We start from the raw sequence: 23,694 nt of genomic DNA, 5'->3' as shown, positions 1-23,694 counted from the left end.
ATTACCCCCCAAGTAAGTCATCGTCCATCAAAAGTGGCTTCTTTGTCAGAAACCCTTCTGCAAAAGGTTTATTGAATTCCCTTCCATACATCGACTCTCTCATTTTGACAAAATCGATATAACCATTTACAAGCGGTGTCTCCACTGAACTCTCTGTTTTGACAAATTGGCTTTTATACGCATGTAAGCTATCAATTTTTTGCTTCATCTCGTCTGAAATATCGATCACAAAATCTGGACGATGGTGGCCATTAATCATGTAATAATACATCTGGCTTATTTTATGCGCTGGCTGCTTGTATGAATCTTCAAATTTATGTATACCTGCAGAAAAAGCGGCCTCTTCTACAAGTGAACCCGCATGACCATGATCAGGATGTCGATCTTGGTGGTGCGGGGCAAAAATAAGTCTCGGTTTGTATGTTCGGATGACACCTGCAATTTCTTTCATCGCTTCGTCATTCAGATAAAGTCCTCTATCTGGCAGCGTGAGCTGGATTCGAGTCGTGACGCCTAAAATGGCAGCGGCTGCTCTGGCCTCTTCTTTTCGGCTTTCAACCGTTCCATTTGAAGATAATTCAGCCTGAGTCAAGTCACAAATCCCAACACGTGCCCCTTTTTTTACGTATTTTGCAATCGTTCCACCCATACCGATCTCTACATCATCGCTATGGGCACCGAATGCAAGGATATCAAGTGGTTTCATGCGTTCCTCCGTTTTTTGCTACATCTCGAAAATCAAACGTACCTTTATTTAAATTCCTGACTAAAATTTCGGCGGTCCCCATATTGGTTGCTAATGGGATGGCATACACATCGCAAAGCCGGATGAGTGCAGATACATCCGGTTCATGCGGCTGTGCAGTGAGAGGGTCTCTAAAAAAGAGCACAAGATCCATTGCATTATCAGCAATCATAGCACCGATCTGCTGATCTCCTCCAAGTGGTCCTGATTGGAAACGATGAATGGGCAGCCCAGTCGCTTCTTTCACTCTTAAACCTGTGGTTCCTGTTGCATAAAGTGTATGATCTGCCAAAAGATCTCGATACGCAATGGCGAATTGAATCATGTCACTTTTTTTCTTATCGTGAGCGATTAAAGCAATGTTCATCAGGGATCCACTCCTTATTAGTCGATAATATTTTCTAAGCCATAGACGAGTTGATCAATATGCATCACCTGTTCAACAGAAAGCTTCACACCTGACATAAAGGATGCACGGTTATAAGAATCATGACGAATCGTGAGCGTCTGCCCGTCCATTCCAAACAGCACTTCTTGATGAGCAATCATGCCTGGAAGCCTTACGCTGTGAAGACGGATGCCATCATAATCTGCTCCTCGAGCACCTTCGATTAGTTCTTTTTCTTCAGGGTGCCCCTGCTTTTTACTTTCTCTTACTTCAGCAATCATTTCAGCCGTTTTTAGTCCTGTACCGCTCGGAGCGTCCAATTTTTTATCATGATGAAGCTCAATGATTTCAACATCAGGAAAATAATTTGCTGCCATTTTGGCAAACTTCATCATTAAAACAGCACCAACAGCAAAGTTAGGCGCAATAATACAGCCTATCCCTTTTTCTTCTGTTAATTGCTGAAGTTCTTTTAGGTCGTCTTCTGAAAAACCTGTTGTGCCTACGACTGGACGTACGCCATGTTCAAGGGCTTTTTTTGTATGTACTTTCCCGATTTCTGGGGTCGTCAAATCAATTAATACATCCGGTGCTGTTTCTGAAAGACACACGTCAATATCCGTATAAATGGGCGCATCAGATGTTGTAAGAAGCACATCTGATAGCTTTTTCCCCTCATGTGTGTGATCAAGTGCTGCTACTAGTTCAAAATGGCTTGTTTCTTCTGCCAGCTTGACAGCCTCTATCCCCATTCTTCCTCTTGCTCCAGCGATTACAACTTTGATGGTTTGATTCGTCATCTTCTCTACTTCCCTTCTTTTTTCGTCCAGCGGTCTTTGTCTCTTGTATTGAATTTATGCATCACACGATCATGGGCTTCTTCAAGTGATATATTGAGTGAATTGGCAAGGCATGTTAACACAAACAGCACATCGCCAATTTCTTCTTCCATGCTTTTTTCTGTTTCTGTTGTTTTTTTCGGCTTTTCTCCATAGTAATGGTTGACCTCTCTTGCCAGCTCACCTAATTCTTCTGTCAGACGGGCCATCATGGCAAGCGGGCTGAAATAGCCTTCTTTAAATTGTCCTATGTAATCATCGACTTCTTGCTGCACGTGACGCAGCGTTTTTTCATTCGTCATGAAGCTCATCCTCCTATCCATCTCTTACATGTTAGCGAAATCATAAATATTTGACAAATGTTTAAAACTCAGTTTGCTTGTTTCTCTTCCATACCATATAATATTATCGCTGTCTAAGCAAAAAAAGGAGTGATCTTTTGCTAAAAGAAATTCGTCTTAAAAATATCGTATTTATTTTAATAGGATCTGCGATTTTTTCTTTCGGCCTTGTTCATTTTAATATGCAGAACAACTTGGCGGAAGGCGGATTTACAGGTATCACACTGCTTTTATATTTTCTATTTCACATTGATCCATCTATTTCAAACCTTGTGTTAAACATTCCGATCTTTTTTATCGGCTGGAAAATGCTTGGCAAAACCATGTTTACATATACAATTGTCGGAACCGTCAGTCTTTCTGTCTTTCTAGCCATCTTCCAGCGCTTTCAAATACATATGCCTCTTCAGCATGATTTAGCCTTAGCCGCACTCTTTGCAGGTGTGTTTATCGGAACAGGCCTCGGAATCATCTTTAAATTCGGCGGGACAACAGGCGGCGTGGACATTATTGCAAGACTGATCAACAAACATTATCAAGTCGCAATGGGAAGAACGATGTTTATCTTCGACGCATGCGTCATTACCATCTCTCTCACCTATTTAAATTACAAAGAAGCCATGTATACACTTGTTGCCGTATTTGTTGCTGCAAAAGTCATCGACTTCATGCAAGAAGGCGCTTACGCTGCCAAAGGAGCGATGATTATTTCTGAAAAGGATGACATCATTCAAAAGAAAATCACAGAGGAAATGGAGCGCGGAGTGACCATTTTAAAGGGTGTCGGCTCCTATACGAAACAGGAACGCAACGTCCTTTACTGCGTCGTTCCAAAAAATGAGCTTGTCCACCTCAAGAGCGTCGTAACTTCCGTCGATCCTCATGCCTTTGTATCAGTGAGTGACGTGCATGACGTACTCGGTGAAGGCTTCACATTAGATGAACATAAAAAGCCGCTCAATCCCCACTAAAAAAAGAAGCCCGATAACGGTGCTTCTTTTTTTATGATTTTGGATAATCGGCTTGTCGCTTTTGCTTTTTTTCTTTTTCAGCACGGTATTTCCTAAACCCAACATACGTTAGAGTGAGTAAAATCATACTTCCTGTTGTTAAGATGACCCATAAAAGCGATGGATCCGCTTCATCTTGATCAACGTTCGCAAACACACTTGATAAATCTTCTTCAAGTTTCGTGAGACGCTCAAGCTTTGTCCCACTCGATGCTTTTAAAAATTCACCTTGTTCAATTACTTCCATGTGCTGCTTAATCGTCTGCAGCTTTTCAGGCGAGATATCAATGGTTAAACTCGGATAAATCATATCATACAATGAAACCAGCTCATTCCAAGTTTCATAGAACGTCGTCGATTCTGGATCTTTTACTTCTTTCTTTAATGTCGGAAAAGACCCCATAATCGGCTTCTCGAGCGAACCCCAAAGAGGTTCCGAATTTGATTGTATCGCATCAAGAAGCATTCTAAACTGAGAGGCATACCGAAGTTTTTCGCGCTCATTTAAGTCTTCCTGCGGGAGTCCTTTAATGATATCTTGATAGCCAAGTGTAATTTGCCGAACCTGCGTATTCGTCAGAGTTCCACGCCAATTCTCAGCTTTAAATGTCTTTTCAGCATATAATGCGACTTGTAATGCCTCATCATATTTAGCTTGTCTCGTTAATTGAAAGATTGAATCTGATAGTTCCGTTAATTCTTGCAGCGCTTTAGCAGCTGTTGTTTCCTCACCTTTTGCAGCAGCTGGATGCAAGACGAGAAATAATAATAGAATCATCGCGATTGACTTTCGTTTCATGCAAGTCCCTCCTAGCCTTTCTCCATACAGCGTATGAAGAAAAGGACAAGGTTAGACCAACATTGTTAAGGGAGTTCAAGCTTGACCGATTTTTTCGAGAGGACAAGATAATACGAAACAAGAAGAACGGCAATACTTAACCAAAACGTCACGTAGCCGATCTCATTTGAATAGGCAGAAAGCATAGAATAACGCGGCATCATTCCAAACACATAATCAATCACATCATTATGTAAAATCCATATGCCTGCTACAACCAAATGACGCATTTGAAAACGATAATACGGCGCAAATAACACAGCCTGTACCGCCATCGCAAAGTGCGAACCAATTAGCATATATCCTTCCCACGGAAAATCATCAACAGAAACGAGCACGAAAAGATTCATCCCTACAGCCCATAATCCATATTTGATCAAGGTGACAAGGGCCAGTGCTTCAAAATAAGGAGCATGGCGTTTCATTAGAAAGGCTAGTAATACAAATAAAAAGAAAAAGCTTGCCGTCGGACTGTCCGGTACAAAAGGTAAAAAGACAGCCGGCGTCTCTACGAGCTGCGGAATATACCAGTAATAGCCGTACGCAGTGCCAAGAAAGTTGACAATGAGCACGAGCACAAGCATGTAGCGTGTGGCTAGCAGATATTGAATCCATCTCATATTTCTCTTCACTCACGATCTGTTAAAATCAGAAAAAAGCTGACAGCGCCAGCTTTTTTCTCCTTTTGAGTATATCCTTGTACTTGCATTTAAACAACTGAATTATTTAGATTTGACCTCAGATAAATATTTCGAGAGCTTTTCAAGTTCTTCATCGCTGCCTTTAAAAATGCCCTTAGGCATGTTGCCTTTTCCTTCTACAGCGATTTTCGCAATTTCCTCTGGTGCTAAGCCATTGTCAACAAGTGACGGTCCAGCTGCCCCTCCTTGCATATTATCTCCGTGACAGGAGATACATGTCTGCTCTTGATAGATTTTATACTCTTCAGCTGAGGTATCAATCTCTGCTTCTTTCTTGATTTCACCTTGCTTCGCTGCTGCTTCCCAGTCATGAGTAGCAACAGACTCCCATGTTAAATAGGTTGCTGCACCAACTGCAAGAATCATCATCCCAACTGCAATTGGTCTTCGATATGGCCTACGTTCAGGACCAGAATCAAGAAATGGTGCGAGTAAAAGAGCACCAAACGCAATTCCAGGCATAATCATTGCGCCAACCACCGTATAGCTCCCTGCAGCAAACTCATATTTTAACAACTGGTATAAAAATAAGAAATACCAGTCTGGCAGCGGAATATAGCCCGTATCTGTCGGATCAGCCATCCGCTCAAGCGGAGGTGCATGAACAACAGTTAGGACAAGAAATCCAATTAAAAAAACAGCACCTACAAGCCATTCCTTTAAAAGAAAGTTCGGCCAAAAGGCTTCGGTTTTTCCCGGATATTCGGAATAGTCTTTAGGTATGTTAGGTTTTCTTTCTGCCGGTATTCTGGAATCTCCGACAAACTTCATCCCTTTTCCCCTATGCAAAGTCATCCCCTCCTCATTGAACATTCATCAAACGCAAAATTTTACAGCGGTCCAGAAATTCCTTGCTTACGAATCATAATAAAGTGGGCAGCCATCAGCCCAAATAATGCCGCTGGCAAGAAAAAGACATGGATAGCGAAAAATCTCGTCAGCGTTTGTGCACCTACAATGTCAGGATGACCTGCAAGCAGCGTTTTAATCTCTTTCCCAATGAAAGGTGTCGCCTCTGCAATTTGAAGACCAACCTTCGTCGCAAATAGCGCCTTCATATCCCACGGTAAAAGATATCCTGTAAAACCAAGTCCAAGCATCACAAAGAAAATGAGCACACCGACAATCCAGTTTAACTCTCTAGGCTTTTTATACGCCCCTTGGAAAAAGACCCTCAGCGTATGTAAAAACATCATAACAATGACTAAACTCGCACCCCAGTGGTGCATCCCTCTTACAATTTGTCCAAATGCCACTTCATTTTGCAAATAATAGACAGATTCCCATGCGTTTTTAATATCCGGTACATAATACATCGTTAAAAACATGCCCGAAAGGACTTGAATGACCGTCACAAAAAACGTTAAACCGCCAAAACAATACACAAAAGCAGAGAAATGATGTGCTGGATTGACGTGCTCAGGCACTTCATGATCCGCAATGTCTCTCCATATCGGTGTGATGTCCAGCCGCTCATCTACCCAATCGTAAATCTTGTTAAGCATCGTTACCCTTCCCCTTTCGGCACAGCTTTTCCAAGATAGAGGTATCCGTCCTTCACTTGCTGCTTATAATGGTCAAGCGGTGCAAGCGGCGGAGTTCCGGGTACGTTTGTACCATCCTTGTCGTACAGCCCATAATGGCATGGGCAGAAAAATTTGTTTGGATTTTTCGGATCACTGTTCCAGTTCACTGTACATCCTAAATGTTTACAGATTGGCGATAAAGCGACAATTTCATCCCCTTCTTTGTACACCCATGCAGACCTAGATTCCTTTGACTCATACCATGCATCTACTTGATCAATTTTAAAGTCAAAGCGCTTCGGTTCTTTTGTCAGTTCATCTACACTGACAACTTGAACCATATCCTGATCCTCTGTTCCTTTTAGCACAGGGTCAAGCGCAAAGCGAACCATAGGCATGAGCATTCCAGCGGCCATAAATCCCCCCACGCCGGTCAACGTGTAATTCAAAAATTGACGCCTGGACACTCCATGTCTCTTCTCGCTCATTTTTTTCTCCCCCCCTCAGGTCGTCAGCTACTTTATAACTGAATTAGAAAAAATTTCATAAAACTAGGACACCCTCATAATATATCAATCTATTCACAAGGTCAACAGCCTAAAAAGCTATGTACAATGCAAATGTAAGGGTTTTTATGACGGGTTCCATTTTTGTAACAAAAAGTTCAAAATTTGTTCTACACTGTCTTGAATGACTTTTTGCTTTAAATTGACCTTTAAATGCTCAAGCGGAACAGACTGCAATATAAGTGCCGATTCGCTCACTTCTAGCTGTTCTTTCCATTTGTTATCAGATGTGATAAACACAACATGCTGAAAATGTTCTTGCAATGATTGTTTTAGTGCAAGTATGTCTTCTTGCTTACGATTGTTTACTTCTAAATATGTATATGGAGGAAAAAGAAACACTCTGCCTTTCAGTTGCCTTTCAAGATCCTCTGACACAAGCATTGTAAACTCACCTAAAGACACGGTTTGTTTGATATGGCTTGCATTTATCCCAACTAATGGAATGATAGCGGTATCAATGTAATCTTTAGATTGTAAAAAGAGATTCGCGTCCTCCGCCTGAAACTTCATCTAGTTCCCCTCTTTCATCACATAAGCCCTGCCTGTATAGGGCAAGGCTTATTGGCTTGGTTTATGATAATAGGCTTAATTCTTTTGCTAACTTATTAAATGTTTCTTGATCATGACGGTCAAGCGCTTCATCGATTTCTTTCATCAGCCGTTCTTTTTGGAAAGTAGCGATAGAATGCTCTAGCACTTTCTCAGCAAGATCTTTATCTTTTTCATTTTCATAAAGATCTTTAGGAATATGAGGATTTGTTTCAAGTACAGCGGCATATTCCGGCGAACGATATGCAGATCGGAAATTCAATTGAATAAACAAATCTTGCTGTTTATTCAAACGAATATCATGAAATGATTTTTCTGCATCTGTCGTCATGATATTTTCTTTATAAAATCTAAAGGGAACTTCATCCACACAGTGTGTTGACATAATAATTCCCCTTGGGCAAAATTCTGCTTGCTCTACAAAATGAACCTTTTCCATCAAAGAGTCGTGACTCATTAAATAATTTAATATCCAAACACACTCTCTTCGCTTTAACTGATAATGGTTTAAGAACCACCGGATAAATTCCTTCTTTTCATTGACAGAAACAGGGGTCTGCATGTTATTCCCTCCTCTATCGTAAATTAAATTGCTATACATGAATTATTCAACAAACCAGTTCTTCATTCCTGCAAACTATAAGGAAATTTCGTCTTCAATTCTTAAAATCGTTTCTTCAATTTCTTCATTCGTGCCATCTTTCTGAAGAACTTTTCGTAATAACGGCAAGGCTTCTTTTTGTCTGCCTTCTTCTAAAAGGAACGAAGCATATTCATATAAAAAGTCACGTTCCTCATCAAAATCAGGCAGAGCAAGTTTGAAATACTCAGCGGCTTCATCGTATTCTTCTCGTCCGACAGAAGCAGAAGCAGCATACCAATTCCATTTTGGATCTTCTTCCCCAAAGCTTTTAACCTCTTTAATCACATCCAGAATTTCATCAAACAGCTCTTCATTTAAATAGATCGCAAGCAGCGTTTGAACCGCTTCAATATATCCTGGATCAAGAGCAAGTGCTTCTTGAAGCAATTTTTTCGCATCTTCCGAATGGCCATTTTTCAAATCAATCTTTGCCCCATATAAATATAACTCTTTGTTATACTCATCCACTTTAATTCCTTCTTTTACTATCTCTAAAGCTTCATGATATAGTCCTTCTTCCTCATAGCTTTTGGCTAAAGGCATATAAAGTGATGAATACGAAGGATCAATATCTTTTAGTTCAGAGAGCTGCTGAATAGCCGTTTTCGTTCTGCCAGCCCTCATCGCTGTAAATCCGTAGCCAAAAAGTGTATTTGGATCCACTTGATCTTTTACAGCCTTTTCATACCATTCAAGGGCATCTTCAAATTCTCCAGCTGTGCTTAACGATTCAGCGAGCCGCTGATATACATTGACACCACCAATTTCATTTTGTTGATCGGCCACTTTGTAGAAATAGTCGGCTGCTTTCTTTGAAAGACCTTGGGAAAAATACAATTCCCCTAAAGCAAAATCAATGACGGCTTCATGAGGTAGTAACTCTTTCGCTTTTAAAAGCTTTTGTTCACTAACTTCAAATAGTCCTTGCATTTGATACAAATCTGCCATTAACAATAAACTCTCTGGATACGCATCGTCATCTTCAGGAATCGTTTCAAGAACTGCTATTGCCTTCTCTTCTTCATCAGAGTCTATTAACAGCTCTGCATAAAAACAGGTTAATCCTGTTTCTTCTGGATATAAATCATGTAAATCACTAATGAGATTCCGTGCTTTATCAATATCTCCCCAGTCATAATATAACTGAGCTGCCTGCGCTTTTTCTTCATCATGAAGATGCTTCTCTGCTTGAGCAAGTGTTTGGAGTCCCTTTTCAGTCTCACCCGCCTCAACTAATTTTATGGCTTCTTGTAATGAACTATTCAAATCAAACCGTTCCTTTCTGTTTCCAAAAACCTAAACTGTTGTTACTTCATATCATAATCGACAGCTGCATATCCAGCAAATATGTTGCTCTTTTAACATGAAGCCATTTTTGTGTTTTGAAGACTCTTTTTCAATCAATACTTTACTAAACTGATGATTTGTAAACCGAATACACTAAAAAATTGTTTTTGAATCAGCAAAATGCTCTTTTTCAAGGTTTCACCTTGAGACAAGCTATGCTATAGTTCTTTCAAATATGCAAAAGGAAAGAAAAAGCCTGAGGAAATCCTCAGACTGTTTGCGTTAAGTATTCAATGTGTTCAAAGAAATTTGGGTAAGATACACGTACTGCATCTGTATCTTCAATCTCGATTGCTTGCTCTGTTATACATGCCGCAATTCCTAACATCATACCAATTCGATGATCTCCGTAGCTTGAGACGACTGCGCCGCCTTTAAGGCTCGTTTTACCATAAATCTTCATTCCATCATCTGTTGCTTCAATATGAGCACCTAGTTTTTTAAGTTCTGAAACGACTGTATCAATCCGATTGGTTTCTTTCACTTTTAATTCAGCAGCATCTTTAATGATCGTTGTTCCTTCTGCTTGAGTAGCTAGGAGCGCAATAATAGGAATTTCGTCGATGAGTCTAGAGATCATATCACCTGAAATGTCGATCCCTTTTAATGAAGAGGTAGAGATCGTTAAATCACCGTACGGTTCTCCGCCTTTAGCATCCACTTCTTGAATGTCGAGGTCTGCACCCATTTGTTTTAGCACATCTATAATACCAGTTCTCGTTTTGTTCAAACCGACATTTCTCAATACAATCCGGCTGTTTGGAACGATAGATCCAGCCACTAAGAAAAATGCAGCTGAAGAAATATCTCCAGGGACAAATACATCTGTTGCTTTTAACGTTTGTCCACCTTCAATTGAAACACTTTGTGCATCTTCATGTAGCGAGACACCAAACATTGATAACATTCTTTCGGTATGGTCTCTTGATTTATGCGGTTCAGTTAACGTCGTTGTTCCTTCTGCCTGCAGTCCAGCTAAAAGGACAGCCGATTTAATTTGCGCACTTGCAACCGGAGACTCATAAGAGATAGCTTTTAAATTACCCCCACGTATAGAAAGCGGTGTATACTCGCCATTTGCTCTACCATCGATCTTGGCTCCTAATTGTCTTAACGGACCTGTTACCCGTTTCATCGGTCTTTTGGCAATACTTTCGTCTCCGATCAGCGTACTGTGGAACTCACAGCCAGCCAAGATTCCCATCATTAAACGAATGGTCGTGCCAGAGTTACCCACATCGAGAATATCGCTCGGCTCTTTAAGTCCTTTTAGTCCCTTACCATGAATGACAACATCTGTACCTTTTTGTTCGATGTCGACACCCATTTTTCTAAAACAATCAATCGTGCTTAAACAATCAGCGCCAGGAAGAAAGTTTTTTACTACTGTAGTCCCGTCAGCAATAGCGCCAAACATCACAGATCTATGAGAAATGGATTTATCTCCTGGAATATGAATTTCTCCATTCATAGGAGCACTTTTATGAATTTTCATGTTCCTCACCTCAATCAGCATAAAATGTATCGTAATTTGCTCTATTTTTTATACAGAGTTCTGCCCGCTTTCGATCATTATCTGTTTGAAAACTAATGCGTAAAATCCCGTTAATGTCTTCTCGCGTTTCAATAATACGGATATTTGTAATACTGATGTTTTCATTTGCTAGATATCCTGTAATTTCCGAAATAACACCAGGATGATCCGGCACATCGACATAAAGATCATAAAAAGCAGGGATCGCTCCTTTTTTCCTCAGAGGCAGGCCGTCGCGATATTCCTTGGCCTCTTGGAAATAAGAGAATAACCCCTCAGCATCTTCTTGTTGCACAAAGGATTCAATGCGGTCAATCTCTTTTTTCCATTCATGAAATCGGTCTAAAATCTTGTTTTTATTGTGCAAAAGGATATCGCGCCACATTGCAGGATTACTTGATGCAATACGGGTAATATCTCGAAAGCCTCCAGCAGCAAACCGTTTTACAAGAGGAAATTCTTCTTCAAAATGATGCGCTTGATGCACAAGACTGGCAGCGACGATGTGTGGAAAGTGACTAATCACACTTGTCACAGCATCATGTTCTTCGGGTGTCATTTCAATGAAATGAGCATTGGTTCCCTTCAGTAGATCCTTCAAGCGGTCAACAGCTTGACGACTTGTTACCTTTGCTGGCGTTAAAATGTAGAATGCATTTTCAAATAAAAAGTCTTTTGCTGCAATGACACCTGACTTATGAGACCCTGCCATCGGATGCCCGCCAATAAATTGGTAATGATCAGGCAACGTTTTTTCAGCAAAGTGAACGACCTTTTGCTTTGTGCTCCCTACATCCGTAATCGTGAGCTCTCTTTCAATACCAGATGCTGCAATATCACTTAACATTTTGACGGTTTGTTGTACTGGCGTTGCCAAAATAATCGTTGCTGATGCTTTTAAGCCTTCCATCAAGGACTCGGCAGTCGCGTCGATGATTCCTAGTTTTGTTGCAGCAATCATTTGTTCTTTAGAGACATCATAGCCTACAATTTTTTTATGTGGAAATTCTTTTTTAATCGACAGTGCAATAGAACCACCAATTAAACCAAGCCCAGCGATTAATATGGTTTCGTTTGCTTCATTCATGTTCATCACCTGATTTTTCGCGTAAATTAAACAAGCTGTTTCAATAGCTTATATGTATATTGGATGAGTTACAACGAAAGCCATATCCCATAAACAGGATATGACTTCATTGTTATGCTACGCACGAATGCCTTGTAATAAATCGGCAAGTGTAGTTAGGATTTCTTCATTTTGCTCCTTTGTTCCAACAGTAATACGTAAAGAGGTTGGGAATCCGAGAGCTTGACCAGATCGAACGATATAGCCCTTTTTCAAAAGTGCATTGAACAGCTCATCTGCGTCTCTTTTAAAATCAATCAGCACAAAGTTTGTTTGAGATGGATAGATAAATAATCCAAAACGGTCTGCAAAATCTTGATATTGTTTGAGACCTGCTTCATTTTTTTGTCTGCACGATTGAATAAAGTCTTGATCTTTAATGGCTGCACGTGCAGCTGCCTGAGCGATACGACTTGTATTAAAGGGCTCTCTCGCAGGTTCAATGGCGGTAATCAACTCCTCTGAGGCAACCCCATAACCTACTCGAAGTGCCGCAAGTCCATATGCTTTAGAGAACGTGCGCAGTACAATGACATTTTGATAGGCTTTTAATAGAGATAAACTGTTCGGAAAGTCTTCCGCGCGAACATATTCAAAATATGCTTCATCTAGAACGACAAGCACGTGAGCAGGCACTTGATCTAAAAACGATACGAGCTCAGACTCTGACAAATGATTTCCTGTCGGATTGTTCGGGTTACACACCCAAACGACTTTTGTGTTGTCATCCATCGCATCCAGCATTCCCTTTAGATCATGAGCTCCACCATTTAGAAGTGGTACTTCTCTAATCTCTGCATGCTCAATCACTGCATTGTGACGGTATTGCGGGAATGACGGGGATGGGATCACCGTATTTGTATGTTGATCAAGGAATGCCCTAGCAATAATTTGCACAAGTTCATCTGAGCCATTCCCGAATATTAATTGTTTTTCATTTACTTGAAGAAACTCAGCCAGTTCCGTTCTTAAACTTGCGCTGTATCCGTCTGGATAAATCGCTAAATGTTCAAGTTCAGCTTGTATGGCCTCTCTTGCATGTGTGGAACATCCAAAAGGGTTTTCATTTGAAGCCAATTTCACAATTTTGTCTAATTGATATTCTTTTTTGACCTCTTCAATTGGTTTCCCAGGTTGATACGGTTTTAGCTGTTTTAATTGATCTTTGATTTGCAAAATGTTTCACCTCATTTGAATGAATAGAGGGGACTAAATGTTTTTGCATATGTTTCAAATTCTCTTAAAGCCTCTTGGCGTGTATCACTTGCTACTAATTGTTCTTGAAGCTCTTCAATTTTTTTGACAAGCGCACTGCCGACAACGACACCATCACTCATTTTATTCATTGAGTCTACTTGTTCTCTTGTTGAAATACCAAAACCTACAGCAACTGGTATTTGACTCAACTGTTTCACTTGTTGAATAAAATCTGTAATCGATGCGTCGAAAGATTGTCTGACGCCTGTGACGCCGAGAGATGAAACACAATACACAAAACCTTCTGCCTGCTCTACAATTTTTTCTAATCGTTCCTTGCTTGTTGGTGCAACGAGTGATATATATGAAATGTCGTGTGCTTGACAGTTCTTCTGCAGCTCGCTGCTCTCTTCAAAAGGCAAGTCGGGTGTTAAGAGTCCCGAAATATGATTTTTGCGCAGTAAAGCGAAAAAGTATTCTATGTCTAATTGTAACACAGGATTATAATACGTAAATAGAATTACAGGAATTTTTATGCCGTTTTTTTTCATCTTTCCTGCTAATTCTATCGCTTTTACGATATTCATATCATGATGAAGTGCTCTTTTAGAAGCTCTTTGAATGACGGGGCCGTCCGCTAACGGATCGGAATACGGAACACCTAGTTCAATCGCATGTGCCCCTGCTGCTTGAAGCGCGAGGGCTAAATCAATGGTGATCTCTTCTGATGGATCACCCGCTGTAATAAATGGAATAAATAATTTCTGACCTTGCTCTAATTGAAATGTGATCATTTTGTTTCACCCTCACTTTCAAGCACATTCATTAATGTATGCACGTCCTTATCTCCTCTGCCTGACAAGCAGACAAGAACAATGTCGTCTTCACTCATGTTCTGGCTCATTTCAAACGCTTTTGCTAAAGCATGTGCAGATTCGATCGCTGGCAGGATTCCTTCTTTTTCTGTGAGCAGCTTTAACGCATCTAGTGCTTCTTGATCTGTCGCACTCACATATTGAACCCGGCCGCTCGCATGCAAATACGCATGCTCTGGTCCGATCCCCGGATAGTCTAATCCAGCTGAAATCGAATAAGGCTCAATAATTTGACCAAATTCGTCTTGGATCAAGTATGTCAAAGATCCATGTATGACACCTTTTGTCCCTTTCGTGATGGTCGCTGCATGAAGCGGAGTGTCGATTCCTTTCCCAGCAGCTTCTACACCAATGATATCGACCTCTTCATCTAAGAACGCCCGGTACATCCCTATCGCATTGCTCCCGCCACCAACACAGGCAACGACTTTATGAGGAAGCTGCCCTTCCTTTTCAAGTATCTGCGCTTTTGCCTCATCTCCGATCATCCGCTGAAATTCACTGACGATTTGAGGATACGGATGAGGTCCAACGACTGAGCCGATCATATAAAAGTGGTCACTGCAATGCTGGACCCAATAGCGGATGGCTTCATTGGTTGCATCCTTTAATGTTCCGTTCCCACTTGTGACAGGTATGACTTCAGCGCCGAGCAGTTTCATTCGGAACACATTCAGTGATTGTCTTTCCACATCTTCTTTTCCCATAAATACAGTGCAGGATAAACCGAATTTTGCGGCCACTGTTGCAGCAGCTACACCGTGCTGACCTGCTCCTGTTTCGGCGATGATATTTGATTTCCCCATTTTTTTCGCTAGCAGTGCCTGCCCAAGCGCATTGTTAATTTTATGAGCGCCTGTATGGTTTAAATCTTCTCTTTTTAAATAGATTTTAGCACCACCGAGATATGCCGATAATTGATCAGCGTATGTGAGTGCAGTTGGTCTGCCTGAATAGTTTTTCAAAAGCGATATATATTCCTTTTGAAAAGCAGGGTCTTCTTTTAATTCACGAAAAGCTTGTTCGATCTCTTCTAGTGGCTGCATGAGCGTTTCAGGAACGAATTTCCCTCCAAATTCTCCATATCTGCCAATCTCATTTGGATATGCGTACATGGTTCAACATCCTTTCTTCGAGCACTTTCATCTTTGTACTGCTTTTCTTTCCGTTTTCTTCTATACCGCTTGAAAGGTCTATGGCGTCTGGACCAAAAGCAAGCAGATCTATTATGGTGTCTGGCGTGATCCCGCCAGCAATGGCGCAAGTTTTCCCCAGTTGTTTTGCATGCTGAACATATGAAGGCACCGCCTCCCATGCAAAAGCTGTTCCAGAACCGCCTCTCATTCCTTTTACTTTCGCATCAATGAGAAAGCCGTCGACACTTGGAGCAAATGCCGTCATATGTTCAAGTGTGTTGTTTACATCGGGCTCGTGATGGAACACTTTCCAAACGAGCGCCTTCGTTTGTTGTTTGATGTCGCTTGCATCTTCTGGCGTCTCATCGCCATGGAGCTGCACAATATCTAAGGGGAGGTTGTTTGTGATCTCGCACACTTTTGGTGTTTTTTCATTCACAAATACCCCCACTATCTCTTTTTTGCATTTTACTTTTGACAGCCAGTGTTTCACTTGATCTGGATCAACTCGTCTTTTACTCGGCGCAAAAATAAAACCGATGGCATCCGCTTGAGATTGCGAGATGCATGCAACATCCTCTTGTGAGACAGCCCCGCAATATTTTAAGTAAGGCTTACTTTTCTTCATTCTCCGAACAATGCCTGAACGGCTTTCTCCTGTGATTGTTCCCTCATTAAAGATTCACCAACAAGAACGGCATTTGCTCCGTGCTGTTTCACAAAGGTCAGAGCATCAAATGTCTTTATCCCGCTTTCACTTACTAGTAATACGTCTTTTGGAACAAGTGGCGCGATCTCTTTTGTTTGTTCAACAGTTGTTGTAAACGTATTGAGATTCCGGTTGTTCACACCGATAATCTCAGGAGTGAATAGGTGTAAGATCTTTTCTAGTGTATGTGCTGCATGTACTTCAACGAGGACATCCAGTCCTTTTTCTTTCGCTTCTGTATAGAGCTCATACAGCTTTTGCGGCTCAAGCGCCTCTCCAATTAATAAAATGGCATCTGCCCCTATCCGTTTCGATTCTTCTACTTGTATAGAGTCAATAATGAAATCTTTTCTTAAAATAGGACGTGTGATGTGTTCTTTAATAAGAGACAAATATTCGTTTTTCCCTTGGAAAAACGGTTCATCCGTTAAGACAGATAAACAATCTGCATTTGATGCTTCGTATGCTTTTGCTGTCTGTAAAGGATCAAAATGAGGCTGAATGATTCCTTTGGAAGGAGACGCTTTTTTCACCTCAGCAATCAGTCCGATCGACCGGTGAGGATTCATAAGGGCTTCTTTAAATGATTGTCTTTCATAATGTCCTTCCTCAGGTAATTGCAAGGTTTGCACATGTTCTTTTTTACGGGCGATAATTTGATTAAGCATAGATCTCTTCCTCTTTCGTTTTTTGTTTTAGACGGGCTAATTGTTCTTTAGCTGATCCGTTTTTGATCGTTTCTAATGCTTTCATTGTGCCTGCCATCAGACTCTCTGCTTTTCCTGCCACATATAATGCGGCCCCAGCATTAAGCGCTGTAATATGAAGCGGTGCTCCACCCGCTTGATAATTCAATATATTCTGAATCAATTTGGCACTTTCTTCTGGTGATTGAACCTGAATGTCTGATAAATGCCCTTTTTCAAGTCCGAAGTCTTCTGGGTTTAACGTATATTCTGTCATGACACCTTTTTTGAGTTCAATGATGTATGAATTTGCTGTAATGGTTAATTCATCCAGCCCATCATCTCCGCAAACAAACAGGACATGTTCTGGCTCTAAAGGAGCAAGAGCTTTCGCCATGAGCTTTGCCTTTTCCTTTGCATACACACCGATGATTTGCTTTTTGGCCTGCATCGGGTGGCAAAGCGGTCCTAATAAGTTAAATACCGTCCGAAATCCGAGCTGCTTGCGTACGGTGGCTACTTGTTTCATAGAAGAATGATAGAGCGGTGCAAATAAAAAGCCCATGTTTTTCTGCTGTATTTGCCGTCTTGTTTCTTCAGGTGTGGATTGAATTTGAATACCAAGACATTCTAGCACGTCAGCACTCCCGCTTTTAGAGGAGACGGAACGATTTCCGTGCTTGGCGATTTTCGCCCCAGCAGCCGAAGCAACGATGGCAGCGGCTGTTGATATATTAAATGTTGATAAACCGTCGCCTCCTGTCCCGCACGTATCAACGACATCAAGTGACCTTTCTACTGGTGCTGCATGCTGCCTCATGGCTTTCACGAAGCCTGTCATTTCTTCAGCGGTTTCTCCTCGATGCGCTAAAATAGATAGACTAGCAGCGACTTCAGTATCTGTTAACGAGCCGCTCATCATATCATGCATCAGGCCATTCGCTTCTTTTTCTGATAGTTTTCCTCCATTAACAAGAGCTGATAGTCGTTGATTCATTTGGCACACTCTCCTTTTCTGAGAAAATATGTTCAGCAAGCTGAATGGCTTTTAGAAGTGCTCCTGCCTTATTACACGTCTCTTCCCATTCGTTTTCTGGAACGGAATCAGCGACAATGCCGGCACCTGCTTGTATAGAAGCAGTCTGATGTTTGACGCTCATTGTGCGAATGGTAATACAGGAATCGATATTGCCGTCGAAACCAATATAGGCAATACAGCCGCCATACGTCTCTCTTGGCTCAGGCTCCATTTCGTTTAATAATTGCATCGCCCTAATTTTGGGGGCGCCTGTCAATGTGCCTGCTGGAAAAGCGGACATAAGTGCGTCTACTGGATGTGTATCCTGCTTCAGCTTCCCTGTCACAATAGAAATAATGTGCATGACGTGCGAAAAATTCACGACTTTTGTAAAAGTTGGGACAGACACACTGCCGTATTCTGCCACACGTCCCACATCATTTCGAGCCAGATCCACCAGCATGTAATGTTCTGCTTTTTCTTTTTCATCATCGAGCAACTCTCTTGCTAGTGCATCATCTTCTTCTTTTGTCATTCCTCGTTTTCTTGTACCAGCAATTGGATGGATTTCTAAGTGGCCGTTTTTCGCATGGATTAATCGTTCTGGCGAGCTTCCGACTAAGTCTCGATCTTTTAATTTCATAAAATACATATACGGTGATGGATTGACGATCCGAAGCACACGATATAATTCAAATGAGCTCACTGTCACTGGAATGTCAAAACGCTGAGAAAGTACACCCTGGAAGATATCACCCGCTCGAATATACTCCTTGATTTTTTCGACATCCTTTAAAAATTTTGCTTTTTCATAGGTAGACGTCACCTGTTCAAACGAAGGGGGTTCATTCAAATTCCCTGAGATAATCAGTTCTTTCATATCAATTTTTGTATGAAGCTGCTGTATCATCAGTTCAAGCTGCTTTTGATTTTCTCGATAAACCAGAATTTTTTCTTCCTCTGTTTCATGACCGTTCAGCTGCGTGTACTGAATAAAATGAACTTGGTTTGTTTCGTGATCAAATGCGATCATTGTTTGGCAAACAAATAATGTGCAATTATCTGTTATTGATGCATTCGGATGCGGCTTGACAGACGGCTCAATGTTGGGAATGAGGTCGTAACTTAAGTACCCTACGGCTCCGCCAGTAAATGGGATATCAATTTCAGGTGTCTTGATTTGATATTGCTCTTTCATCCAGTCAAGCAACTCTTTCAGCTCCGCTTTTTGCATCACTGACTTTCCCGCAGCGTCACGAGCAATATAATGGTCTTGCTCGTCATGTAATGTTAAAAAAGGATGTAATCCGATAAAGGAATATCTCGACCAGCTAGAAGATTCGTCTTTGCTTTCTAGCAAATACACAATATCCTGTTTCAGTTTCTCAACAATTTGAATGGGTGAGAGCGTATCAACTGTAATGGTTTCAACAATCGGGATGGTTTTGTAAAACTGACTGTCTCTTAAAAATTGGGTAAGGCTTGATTGGGATTTCATAAGCACACTCCTTAAATGGAATTAAGGAGAATGAGGGGACATCTTGAGGATTTGTTTGAGTATACGAAATAAGCCTAAAAGAGGCTTCGCTCTTTTAGGCAGTATGATTAAATAGAAGTATCGTATCTCTGCTCAACTCTACTCATCTCAACTACCCTAGTCTCATTCTCATCTTCTCTAAGCTTGCAATGCCGTTCACACCTGTGTGTAAACTTCGGCTGTTCATATCGTATTATAATTCCTTGTTTTTTGTCAACTGTAAATCAGGCCGAAGCGTGACAGCCTCTTCCAAGTATACGTGCTGGATGTCTTCCTGCTTGACATCTGTCTGAACGGTCATTAAAACGCGAATACACTTCTTTAGACCTCCATCAATGTCAAGCTCTTGCATACAAGTGACAGGCACATAGGTCCATCCTTCAAACTGCCTGAGTGCTTTTGCTGGAAAAACAGAGTGAATATCTTGTGTAGCTGAAATCAAGATCTGCACGACACGCTCTGGATCTACTTGATTTTTTGAAATGATCGCTTCTAGCAGCTGCTTCGTTTTGGTTAACACTTCTGTTTCTGTATCTTCTGTCACAGTTGTAGCCCCGCGTATCCCGCGAAACATCATAGACAGCCCTCCTCCCGTTTCCATTCTTCGAGCCAGTGATACAGCTCATCTTTTGTGAAAGATTGCAGGGTGACGTCTCCAACTTGTTTTAGCAAAACAAACTGAACACTCCCGCCTCTTGCCTTCTTATCACCAATCATGCGATCGACAAATGTTTTGGTTGAAATCGTTTGTGTGACTTGTACTGGGAACCCTAGTTCTTTCATCCACAATTTAAGTTTCTCACGATCTAGGCTGAGTCCTTGCTCTTTTTCACTGACATATAAAGCAAACTGCATGCCAATTGCAATGGCATCTCCATGCGTGATCGCACCGTATCCATACTCCGCTTCAATGGCATGCCCTAGTGTATGACCTAAATTCAAGTATGCCCGCACACCTTGTTCTTTTTCATCTTCTTGAACAATGGATGCCTTCACTTGAATCCCTTGATAAAGCATATGTGCCAGTTCATCCTTTGATAATTCTGTCAACGAACGAATGGACATCAGTTCTGATAAAAAGACTTCACTTGAAATCAGTGCATGTTTTATCACTTCTGCAAAGCCTGATCTCAGCTCTATTGGTGAGAGTGTCTCTAGCATACTTGTATCATAAATGACAGCAGCCGGTTGATGAAACGCACCAATTAAATTTTTGCCGAGCGGATGATTGATTCCGGTTTTTCCGCCGACTGCACTATCATGTGCAAGCAGCGTGGTCGGTACTTGAATAAAATCAATGCCTCTCATATAAGTGGCAGCAGCAAAGCCAGCCAAGTCTCCAATCACCCCGCCTCCTAATGCAATGATGCATGAGGAGCGGTCGAGTTGAAATTGGATAGCTTTCGTATGAATCTGCTCAAACTGCGCAAAAGATTTTGATTGTTCTCCGTTTGGCACCACTACTTTTTGTACAGACCATTTCTGTTTAAGTAATTGAACCATTTCATCTCCATAAAGGGCATCGACGGCTGAATCTGTCACGATGAAGAGCTTCGTGTAGGATCGCCCAGTGGAAGTAATCAAGTCTACGATATTTTGTCTAATCCCATCACCGATATATACAGGATAAGTGGCTGAAGACGTCTTCACTTCCAGTGTTTTCATTAAAACTCCCTCTGAAGCTGGCGCATTTTGTCCACATTTTCTTTAATGCGGTCAATTTGATCAAGACCAAACTGCTCAACCACTGCATTGGCGATTTCCCATGCAACGACTGCTTCTGCGACAACACTTGCGGCTGGAACAGCACAGCTGTCAGAACGCTCAATACTTGCAGAGAAAGGTTCTTTTGTCTCAATATCCACGCTTTGCAATGGTTTGTATAAGGTTGGGATTGGTTTCATAACCCCTCTTACGACGATTGGCATGCCAGTTGACATTCCGCCTTCAAGACCACCTAAGCGATTTGTTTTTCTCGTATAGCCTTTTTCTTCATCCCAGATGATTTCATCATGAACTTCACTGCCATTTTTAGAAGCCGCCTCAAAGCCAATACCGAATTCAACTCCTTTAAAAGCGTTGATACTCAGTACTGCGCCTGCAAGCTTGCTATCCAGTTTGCGGTCATAGTGCACATAGCTGCCGACCCCAACTGGCATCCCTTCAACGATGACTTCGACAATACCACCAATTGAATCGCCGTTTTGCTTCGCTTCGTCAATGGCATCCATCATTTTTTGACCAGCTTCACTGTCATAGCAGCGAACAGGTGATTCTTCTGTTACTTTTTGCAAATCTTCAATAGATTCATAAGCGGTATGGGAAGCTTTTACTCCACCAATTTCAAGGACGTGACCAGCCACTTTGATTCCAAGGTGAGCCAAAATTTGTTTCGCTACTGCACCTGCTGCTACACGAACCGTTGTCTCGCGTGCTGATGAGCGCTCTAATACGTTTCTCATATCACGGTGACCATATTTAATCGCACCATTTAAATCCGCATGCCCTGGTCTTGGACGAGAGATTTGACGCTTCATTTCACTCTCTTCTTCTTCAGTAATCGGCTCTGCACCCATGACCTTTGTCCAGTGCTTCCAATCATTATTTTCAACAACAAGTGCAATAGGAGAACCTAATGTTTTCCCGTGGCGGACACCACTTAACACTTTCGCTTGGTCTTTTTCAATCTGCATTCTTCTTCCGCGGCCATGACCTTTTTGTCTTCTAGCCAGTTCATAATTGATGTCATCCTGCTCTATGTAAAGTCCCGCTGGAACTCCTTCAATAATTGTGGTCAGTTGTGGACCATGTGATTCACCTGCTGTTAAGTACCTCATGACTTATTCTCCCTTCATCGCATTAACGCTTTTAAGTAAAACTATGATAACACACTTCCTACTAAAAAGTCAGCTACTACCCCTTCTTTTGATAAAAGAAAGTATCAGCAGAGGTTAATCCAAACTTTTCTGGGTGAAAAATTTGTTCTGTAGAACCAACAAATAATACGCCGTTTTGCTTTAAACTGCTGCTCATTTTTAAGTAAATTTCTTCTTTCGCCTCTTCTGTAAAGTAGATGAGGACATTTCTGCACACGATGAGATCCAGCTGTTTTTCATATGGATCTGCTAAAAGGTTGTGTTTCTTAAATTGAATGTGCTTTCGAATCTCATCCTTCACCGTGTAAAATGAAGAATCTTCTTTGGTGAAATATTTTTGCTTGATTTGATCTGGCACCTCTTGCAAAGATCGTTCATGATATATTCCTTTTTGCGCAGATTGCAGGACTTTATCATCTATATCCGTTGCAATAATTTGGAAGTCCTTCACAAGCGGATGGCTTGATAGCAACATTGAGAGTGTATACGGTTCTTCTCCAGTAGAGCAAGCTGCACTCCATATTTTTAGGGTGCCGCTGTTTTTTGAAAGCAGCGGCAGGATTTTTTGATCAAGTACTTCCCAGCGCTGATAGTTTCGGTAAAATTCTGACACATTGATCGTCATTCGATCCATCGTTTCATCTAATAGCGCTTTGTCCTTTTCAAGAGCAGACGCAAATGCCTCAAAATCTTTATATCCTTTTTTATCATAAAGAGATGTTAATCTTCGTTTCATTTGCGCTTCTTTATATAAATTCAGATCTACCCCAGTTAGTTTTTTCCATTTTCCAACAAATACTTGATACTGATCCATCAATGTCCTCTCCTGTCTCATCTATCTTTGTCCTAGTATAGCTGTTTTTATCATAAATTTGTATCATCTCATGCGAAAATTCGGATAGAAATCTCAATATAAAAAAGCCAAAGTGATCATTTGATGAACACTTTGGCTTGAACATTAATAAATCCAGCTTGAGATCGTTTGATCCCAGTTTGTCAGTTCTTCTTGTTTAAAGAAAAGGTTGATTTCTCTTTCGGCACTTTCTGGTGAGTCTGAGCCATGGATAATGTTTTTGCCAACAGTTAATCCATAGTCGCCTCTTATTGTTCCTGGAAGCGCTTCCTTCGGATTTGTCTTTCCAATTATCTGCCTTGTTACGTCAACGACTTGTTCACCTTGCCATACCATCGCAAATACAGGTCCTGACGTAATAAAGTCAACCAATTCACCGAAAAATGGTTTTTCTTTATGCTCTCCGTAATGTGTTTCTGCTACTTCTTTTGGAATGCTCATGAGCTTTGCTCCAACAAGCTGAAGCCCCTTTTTTTCGAATCTTGACACAATTTCACCGATTAATTGTCTTTCCACACCATCAGGCTTGACCATAAGAAATGTTTTGTCCATATACGTTTTCCACCCCGTCATTATGTATGTATAGGCTTACATTGTTACAAAGTGATCGTATCATTTTTTTTTATAATAATCAATTTTTGACAAAAAATT

General features: G+C 41.2%; 27 protein-coding genes. 1 reads left to right on the top strand and 26 read right to left on the bottom strand.

Going from position 1 to position 23,694, the window contains the following annotated elements; all coding sequences use genetic code 11:
- Position 1: 1 nt before the first annotated feature.
- Genes bshB1 through MHH23_RS10825 form a run of 4 tightly spaced genes read right to left on the bottom strand, consistent with a single transcriptional unit; the run spans position 2 to position 2,274 of the window.
- Entirely contained in the window at positions 2–706 is a 705-nt protein-coding gene (gene bshB1, locus MHH23_RS10840) for a bacillithiol biosynthesis deacetylase BshB1 (protein WP_268431907.1), read from the bottom strand.
- On the bottom strand, positions 693–1,112 hold the full coding sequence (gene mgsA / locus MHH23_RS10835; RefSeq protein ID WP_035702930.1) for a methylglyoxal synthase: 420 nt from the start codon (positions 1,110–1,112) through the stop codon (positions 693–695). The genes bshB1 and mgsA overlap by 14 nt, the downstream gene beginning before the upstream one ends.
- 17 nt (positions 1,113–1,129) lie before the next feature.
- A complete protein-coding gene (dapB, locus tag MHH23_RS10830) occupies positions 1,130–1,933 on the bottom strand; it encodes a 4-hydroxy-tetrahydrodipicolinate reductase (RefSeq protein ID WP_058336705.1) in 804 nt (267 codons plus the stop codon).
- A 5-nt stretch (positions 1,934–1,938) separates the two neighbouring features.
- Positions 1,939–2,274 carry a nucleotide pyrophosphohydrolase gene (locus MHH23_RS10825; protein WP_008344575.1) on the bottom strand — a complete coding sequence of 112 codons (336 nt, stop codon included), beginning with the start codon at positions 2,272–2,274 and terminating at the stop codon, positions 1,939–1,941.
- 137 nt (positions 2,275–2,411) lie between these two features.
- Between MHH23_RS10825 and MHH23_RS10820 the strand changes: the two genes are divergently transcribed.
- Positions 2,412–3,284 carry a YitT family protein gene (locus tag MHH23_RS10820; RefSeq protein ID WP_106031060.1) on the top strand — a complete coding sequence of 291 codons (873 nt, stop codon included), beginning with the start codon at positions 2,412–2,414 and terminating at the stop codon, positions 3,282–3,284.
- A gap of 31 nt (positions 3,285–3,315) precedes the next feature.
- Here MHH23_RS10820 and ypjB read toward each other — a convergent pair whose 3' ends face one another.
- From ypjB to ndk, 22 genes are all read right to left on the bottom strand, one after another.
- Positions 3,316–4,122 (bottom strand): sporulation protein YpjB, encoded by an 807-nt coding sequence (gene ypjB / locus MHH23_RS10815; RefSeq protein WP_008344572.1) that lies wholly within the window; start codon positions 4,120–4,122, stop codon positions 3,316–3,318.
- Positions 4,123–4,187: 65 nt separating this feature from the next.
- Complete coding sequence (locus tag MHH23_RS10810; protein WP_159145779.1) at positions 4,188–4,781, bottom strand: DUF1405 domain-containing protein; 594 nt, start codon at positions 4,779–4,781, stop codon at positions 4,188–4,190.
- A gap of 102 nt (positions 4,782–4,883) precedes the next feature.
- The gene (locus MHH23_RS10805; protein ID WP_008344567.1) at positions 4,884–5,651 is read right to left on the bottom strand and encodes a menaquinol-cytochrome c reductase cytochrome b/c subunit; all 768 of its coding nucleotides are present in this window, start codon (positions 5,649–5,651) and stop codon (positions 4,884–4,886) included.
- Positions 5,652–5,692: 41 nt separating this feature from the next.
- Positions 5,693–6,367: a menaquinol-cytochrome c reductase cytochrome b subunit gene (qcrB, locus tag MHH23_RS10800; protein WP_003215804.1), complete on the bottom strand. Its 675-nt coding sequence runs from the start codon at positions 6,365–6,367 to the stop codon at positions 5,693–5,695.
- A 2-nt stretch (positions 6,368–6,369) separates the two neighbouring features.
- The gene (locus MHH23_RS10795) at positions 6,370–6,876 is read right to left on the bottom strand and encodes a ubiquinol-cytochrome c reductase iron-sulfur subunit (RefSeq protein ID WP_007500911.1); all 507 of its coding nucleotides are present in this window, start codon (positions 6,874–6,876) and stop codon (positions 6,370–6,372) included.
- A gap of 144 nt (positions 6,877–7,020) precedes the next feature.
- Positions 7,021–7,467: a YpiF family protein gene (locus tag MHH23_RS10790; RefSeq protein ID WP_251211231.1), complete on the bottom strand. Its 447-nt coding sequence runs from the start codon at positions 7,465–7,467 to the stop codon at positions 7,021–7,023.
- Between the two features lie 61 nt (positions 7,468–7,528).
- Positions 7,529–8,068: a ReoY family proteolytic degradation factor gene (locus tag MHH23_RS10785; RefSeq protein WP_008344562.1), complete on the bottom strand. Its 540-nt coding sequence runs from the start codon at positions 8,066–8,068 to the stop codon at positions 7,529–7,531.
- A 75-nt stretch (positions 8,069–8,143) separates the two neighbouring features.
- Positions 8,144–9,415: a tetratricopeptide repeat protein gene (locus tag MHH23_RS10780; RefSeq protein WP_035702924.1), complete on the bottom strand. Its 1,272-nt coding sequence runs from the start codon at positions 9,413–9,415 to the stop codon at positions 8,144–8,146.
- Positions 9,416–9,704: 289 nt separating this feature from the next.
- Positions 9,705–10,991: a 3-phosphoshikimate 1-carboxyvinyltransferase gene (gene aroA, locus MHH23_RS10775; protein ID WP_251211233.1), complete on the bottom strand. Its 1,287-nt coding sequence runs from the start codon at positions 10,989–10,991 to the stop codon at positions 9,705–9,707.
- Between the two features lie 10 nt (positions 10,992–11,001).
- Entirely contained in the window at positions 11,002–12,117 is a 1,116-nt protein-coding gene (locus MHH23_RS10770; RefSeq protein ID WP_041507024.1) for a prephenate dehydrogenase, read from the bottom strand.
- Positions 12,118–12,234: 117 nt separating this feature from the next.
- Positions 12,235–13,332 carry a histidinol-phosphate transaminase gene (hisC, locus tag MHH23_RS10765; RefSeq protein ID WP_024718511.1) on the bottom strand — a complete coding sequence of 366 codons (1,098 nt, stop codon included), beginning with the start codon at positions 13,330–13,332 and terminating at the stop codon, positions 12,235–12,237.
- Between the two features lie 11 nt (positions 13,333–13,343).
- Positions 13,344–14,147, bottom strand: a complete 804-nt coding sequence (gene trpA, locus MHH23_RS10760; RefSeq protein ID WP_340936865.1) for a tryptophan synthase subunit alpha — start codon at positions 14,145–14,147, stop codon at positions 13,344–13,346.
- Positions 14,144–15,343, bottom strand: a complete 1,200-nt coding sequence (gene trpB, locus MHH23_RS10755; protein ID WP_007500937.1) for a tryptophan synthase subunit beta — start codon at positions 15,341–15,343, stop codon at positions 14,144–14,146. The genes trpA and trpB overlap by 4 nt, the downstream gene beginning before the upstream one ends.
- On the bottom strand, positions 15,324–15,992 hold the full coding sequence (locus MHH23_RS10750; RefSeq protein ID WP_251185249.1) for a phosphoribosylanthranilate isomerase: 669 nt from the start codon (positions 15,990–15,992) through the stop codon (positions 15,324–15,326). Before MHH23_RS10750 ends, trpB begins: the two co-directional genes overlap by 20 nt.
- Complete coding sequence (trpC, locus tag MHH23_RS10745; protein WP_340936868.1) at positions 15,989–16,741, bottom strand: indole-3-glycerol phosphate synthase TrpC; 753 nt, start codon at positions 16,739–16,741, stop codon at positions 15,989–15,991. The genes MHH23_RS10750 and trpC overlap by 4 nt, the downstream gene beginning before the upstream one ends.
- Positions 16,734–17,756 carry an anthranilate phosphoribosyltransferase gene (trpD, locus tag MHH23_RS10740; RefSeq protein WP_340936870.1) on the bottom strand — a complete coding sequence of 341 codons (1,023 nt, stop codon included), beginning with the start codon at positions 17,754–17,756 and terminating at the stop codon, positions 16,734–16,736. Before trpD ends, trpC begins: the two co-directional genes overlap by 8 nt.
- Positions 17,728–19,275 (bottom strand): anthranilate synthase component I, encoded by a 1,548-nt coding sequence (trpE, locus tag MHH23_RS10735; protein ID WP_268431892.1) that lies wholly within the window; start codon positions 19,273–19,275, stop codon positions 17,728–17,730. Before trpE ends, trpD begins: the two co-directional genes overlap by 29 nt.
- Positions 19,276–19,507: 232 nt before the next feature.
- Complete coding sequence (gene aroH, locus MHH23_RS10730; protein WP_008344549.1) at positions 19,508–19,891, bottom strand: chorismate mutase; 384 nt, start codon at positions 19,889–19,891, stop codon at positions 19,508–19,510.
- Positions 19,888–20,979 (bottom strand): 3-dehydroquinate synthase, encoded by a 1,092-nt coding sequence (gene aroB, locus MHH23_RS10725; protein ID WP_056704669.1) that lies wholly within the window; start codon positions 20,977–20,979, stop codon positions 19,888–19,890. The genes aroH and aroB overlap by 4 nt, the downstream gene beginning before the upstream one ends.
- Positions 20,979–22,151 carry a chorismate synthase gene (gene aroC, locus MHH23_RS10720; protein ID WP_008344548.1) on the bottom strand — a complete coding sequence of 391 codons (1,173 nt, stop codon included), beginning with the start codon at positions 22,149–22,151 and terminating at the stop codon, positions 20,979–20,981. The genes aroB and aroC overlap by 1 nt, the downstream gene beginning before the upstream one ends.
- Before the next feature lie 76 nt (positions 22,152–22,227).
- Entirely contained in the window at positions 22,228–23,004 is a 777-nt protein-coding gene (locus tag MHH23_RS10715) for a CheR family methyltransferase (protein WP_282900957.1), read from the bottom strand.
- A gap of 144 nt (positions 23,005–23,148) precedes the next feature.
- Positions 23,149–23,595 (bottom strand): nucleoside-diphosphate kinase, encoded by a 447-nt coding sequence (gene ndk, locus MHH23_RS10710; protein ID WP_003216015.1) that lies wholly within the window; start codon positions 23,593–23,595, stop codon positions 23,149–23,151.
- Positions 23,596–23,694 lie beyond the last annotated feature (99 nt).

Origin of the sequence: Bacillus sp. FSL K6-3458, assembly GCF_038005045.1 — a bacterium.
GTDB classification, from domain to species: domain Bacteria; phylum Bacillota; class Bacilli; order Bacillales; family Bacillaceae; genus Bacillus; species Bacillus altitudinis.
The sequence above is the reverse complement of the archived record's forward strand: the minus strand, read 5'-3'. Positions and strand labels throughout refer to the sequence as shown.

Bases quoted from the DNA above. Each gene is read 5' to 3' on its own strand.
- bshB1 (WP_268431907.1), bottom strand. From the start codon at position 706: ATGAAACCACTTGATATCCTTGCATTCGGTGCCCATAGCGATGATGTA.
- mgsA (WP_035702930.1), bottom strand. From the start codon at position 1,112: ATGAACATTGCTTTAATCGCTCACGATAAGAAAAAAAGTGACATGATT.
- dapB (WP_058336705.1), bottom strand. From the start codon at position 1,933: ATGACGAATCAAACCATCAAAGTTGTAATCGCTGGAGCAAGAGGAAGA.
- MHH23_RS10825 (WP_008344575.1), bottom strand. From the start codon at position 2,274: ATGACGAATGAAAAAACGCTGCGTCACGTGCAGCAAGAAGTCGATGAT.
- ypjB (WP_008344572.1), bottom strand. From the start codon at position 4,122: ATGAAACGAAAGTCAATCGCGATGATTCTATTATTATTTCTCGTCTTG.
- MHH23_RS10810 (WP_159145779.1), bottom strand. From the start codon at position 4,781: ATGAGATGGATTCAATATCTGCTAGCCACACGCTACATGCTTGTGCTC.
- qcrB (WP_003215804.1), bottom strand. From the start codon at position 6,367: ATGCTTAACAAGATTTACGATTGGGTAGATGAGCGGCTGGACATCACA.
- MHH23_RS10795 (WP_007500911.1), bottom strand. From the start codon at position 6,876: ATGAGCGAGAAGAGACATGGAGTGTCCAGGCGTCAATTTTTGAATTAC.
- MHH23_RS10790 (WP_251211231.1), bottom strand. From the start codon at position 7,467: ATGAAGTTTCAGGCGGAGGACGCGAATCTCTTTTTACAATCTAAAGAT.
- MHH23_RS10785 (WP_008344562.1), bottom strand. From the start codon at position 8,068: ATGCAGACCCCTGTTTCTGTCAATGAAAAGAAGGAATTTATCCGGTGG.
- aroA (WP_251211233.1), bottom strand. From the start codon at position 10,991: ATGAAAATTCATAAAAGTGCTCCTATGAATGGAGAAATTCATATTCCA.
- MHH23_RS10770 (WP_041507024.1), bottom strand. From the start codon at position 12,117: ATGAATGAAGCAAACGAAACCATATTAATCGCTGGGCTTGGTTTAATT.
- trpA (WP_340936865.1), bottom strand. From the start codon at position 14,147: ATGATCACATTTCAATTAGAGCAAGGTCAGAAATTATTTATTCCATTT.
- trpB (WP_007500937.1), bottom strand. From the start codon at position 15,343: ATGTACGCATATCCAAATGAGATTGGCAGATATGGAGAATTTGGAGGG.
- MHH23_RS10750 (WP_251185249.1), bottom strand. From the start codon at position 15,992: ATGAAGAAAAGTAAGCCTTACTTAAAATATTGCGGGGCTGTCTCACAA.
- trpC (WP_340936868.1), bottom strand. From the start codon at position 16,741: ATGCTTAATCAAATTATCGCCCGTAAAAAAGAACATGTGCAAACCTTG.
- trpD (WP_340936870.1), bottom strand. From the start codon at position 17,756: ATGAATCAACGACTATCAGCTCTTGTTAATGGAGGAAAACTATCAGAA.
- trpE (WP_268431892.1), bottom strand. From the start codon at position 19,275: ATGAAATCCCAATCAAGCCTTACCCAATTTTTAAGAGACAGTCAGTTT.
- aroH (WP_008344549.1), bottom strand. From the start codon at position 19,891: ATGATGTTTCGCGGGATACGCGGGGCTACAACTGTGACAGAAGATACA.
- aroB (WP_056704669.1), bottom strand. From the start codon at position 20,979: ATGAAAACACTGGAAGTGAAGACGTCTTCAGCCACTTATCCTGTATAT.
- aroC (WP_008344548.1), bottom strand. From the start codon at position 22,151: ATGAGGTACTTAACAGCAGGTGAATCACATGGTCCACAACTGACCACA.
- MHH23_RS10715 (WP_282900957.1), bottom strand. From the start codon at position 23,004: ATGGATCAGTATCAAGTATTTGTTGGAAAATGGAAAAAACTAACTGGG.
- ndk (WP_003216015.1), bottom strand. From the start codon at position 23,595: ATGGACAAAACATTTCTTATGGTCAAGCCTGATGGTGTGGAAAGACAA.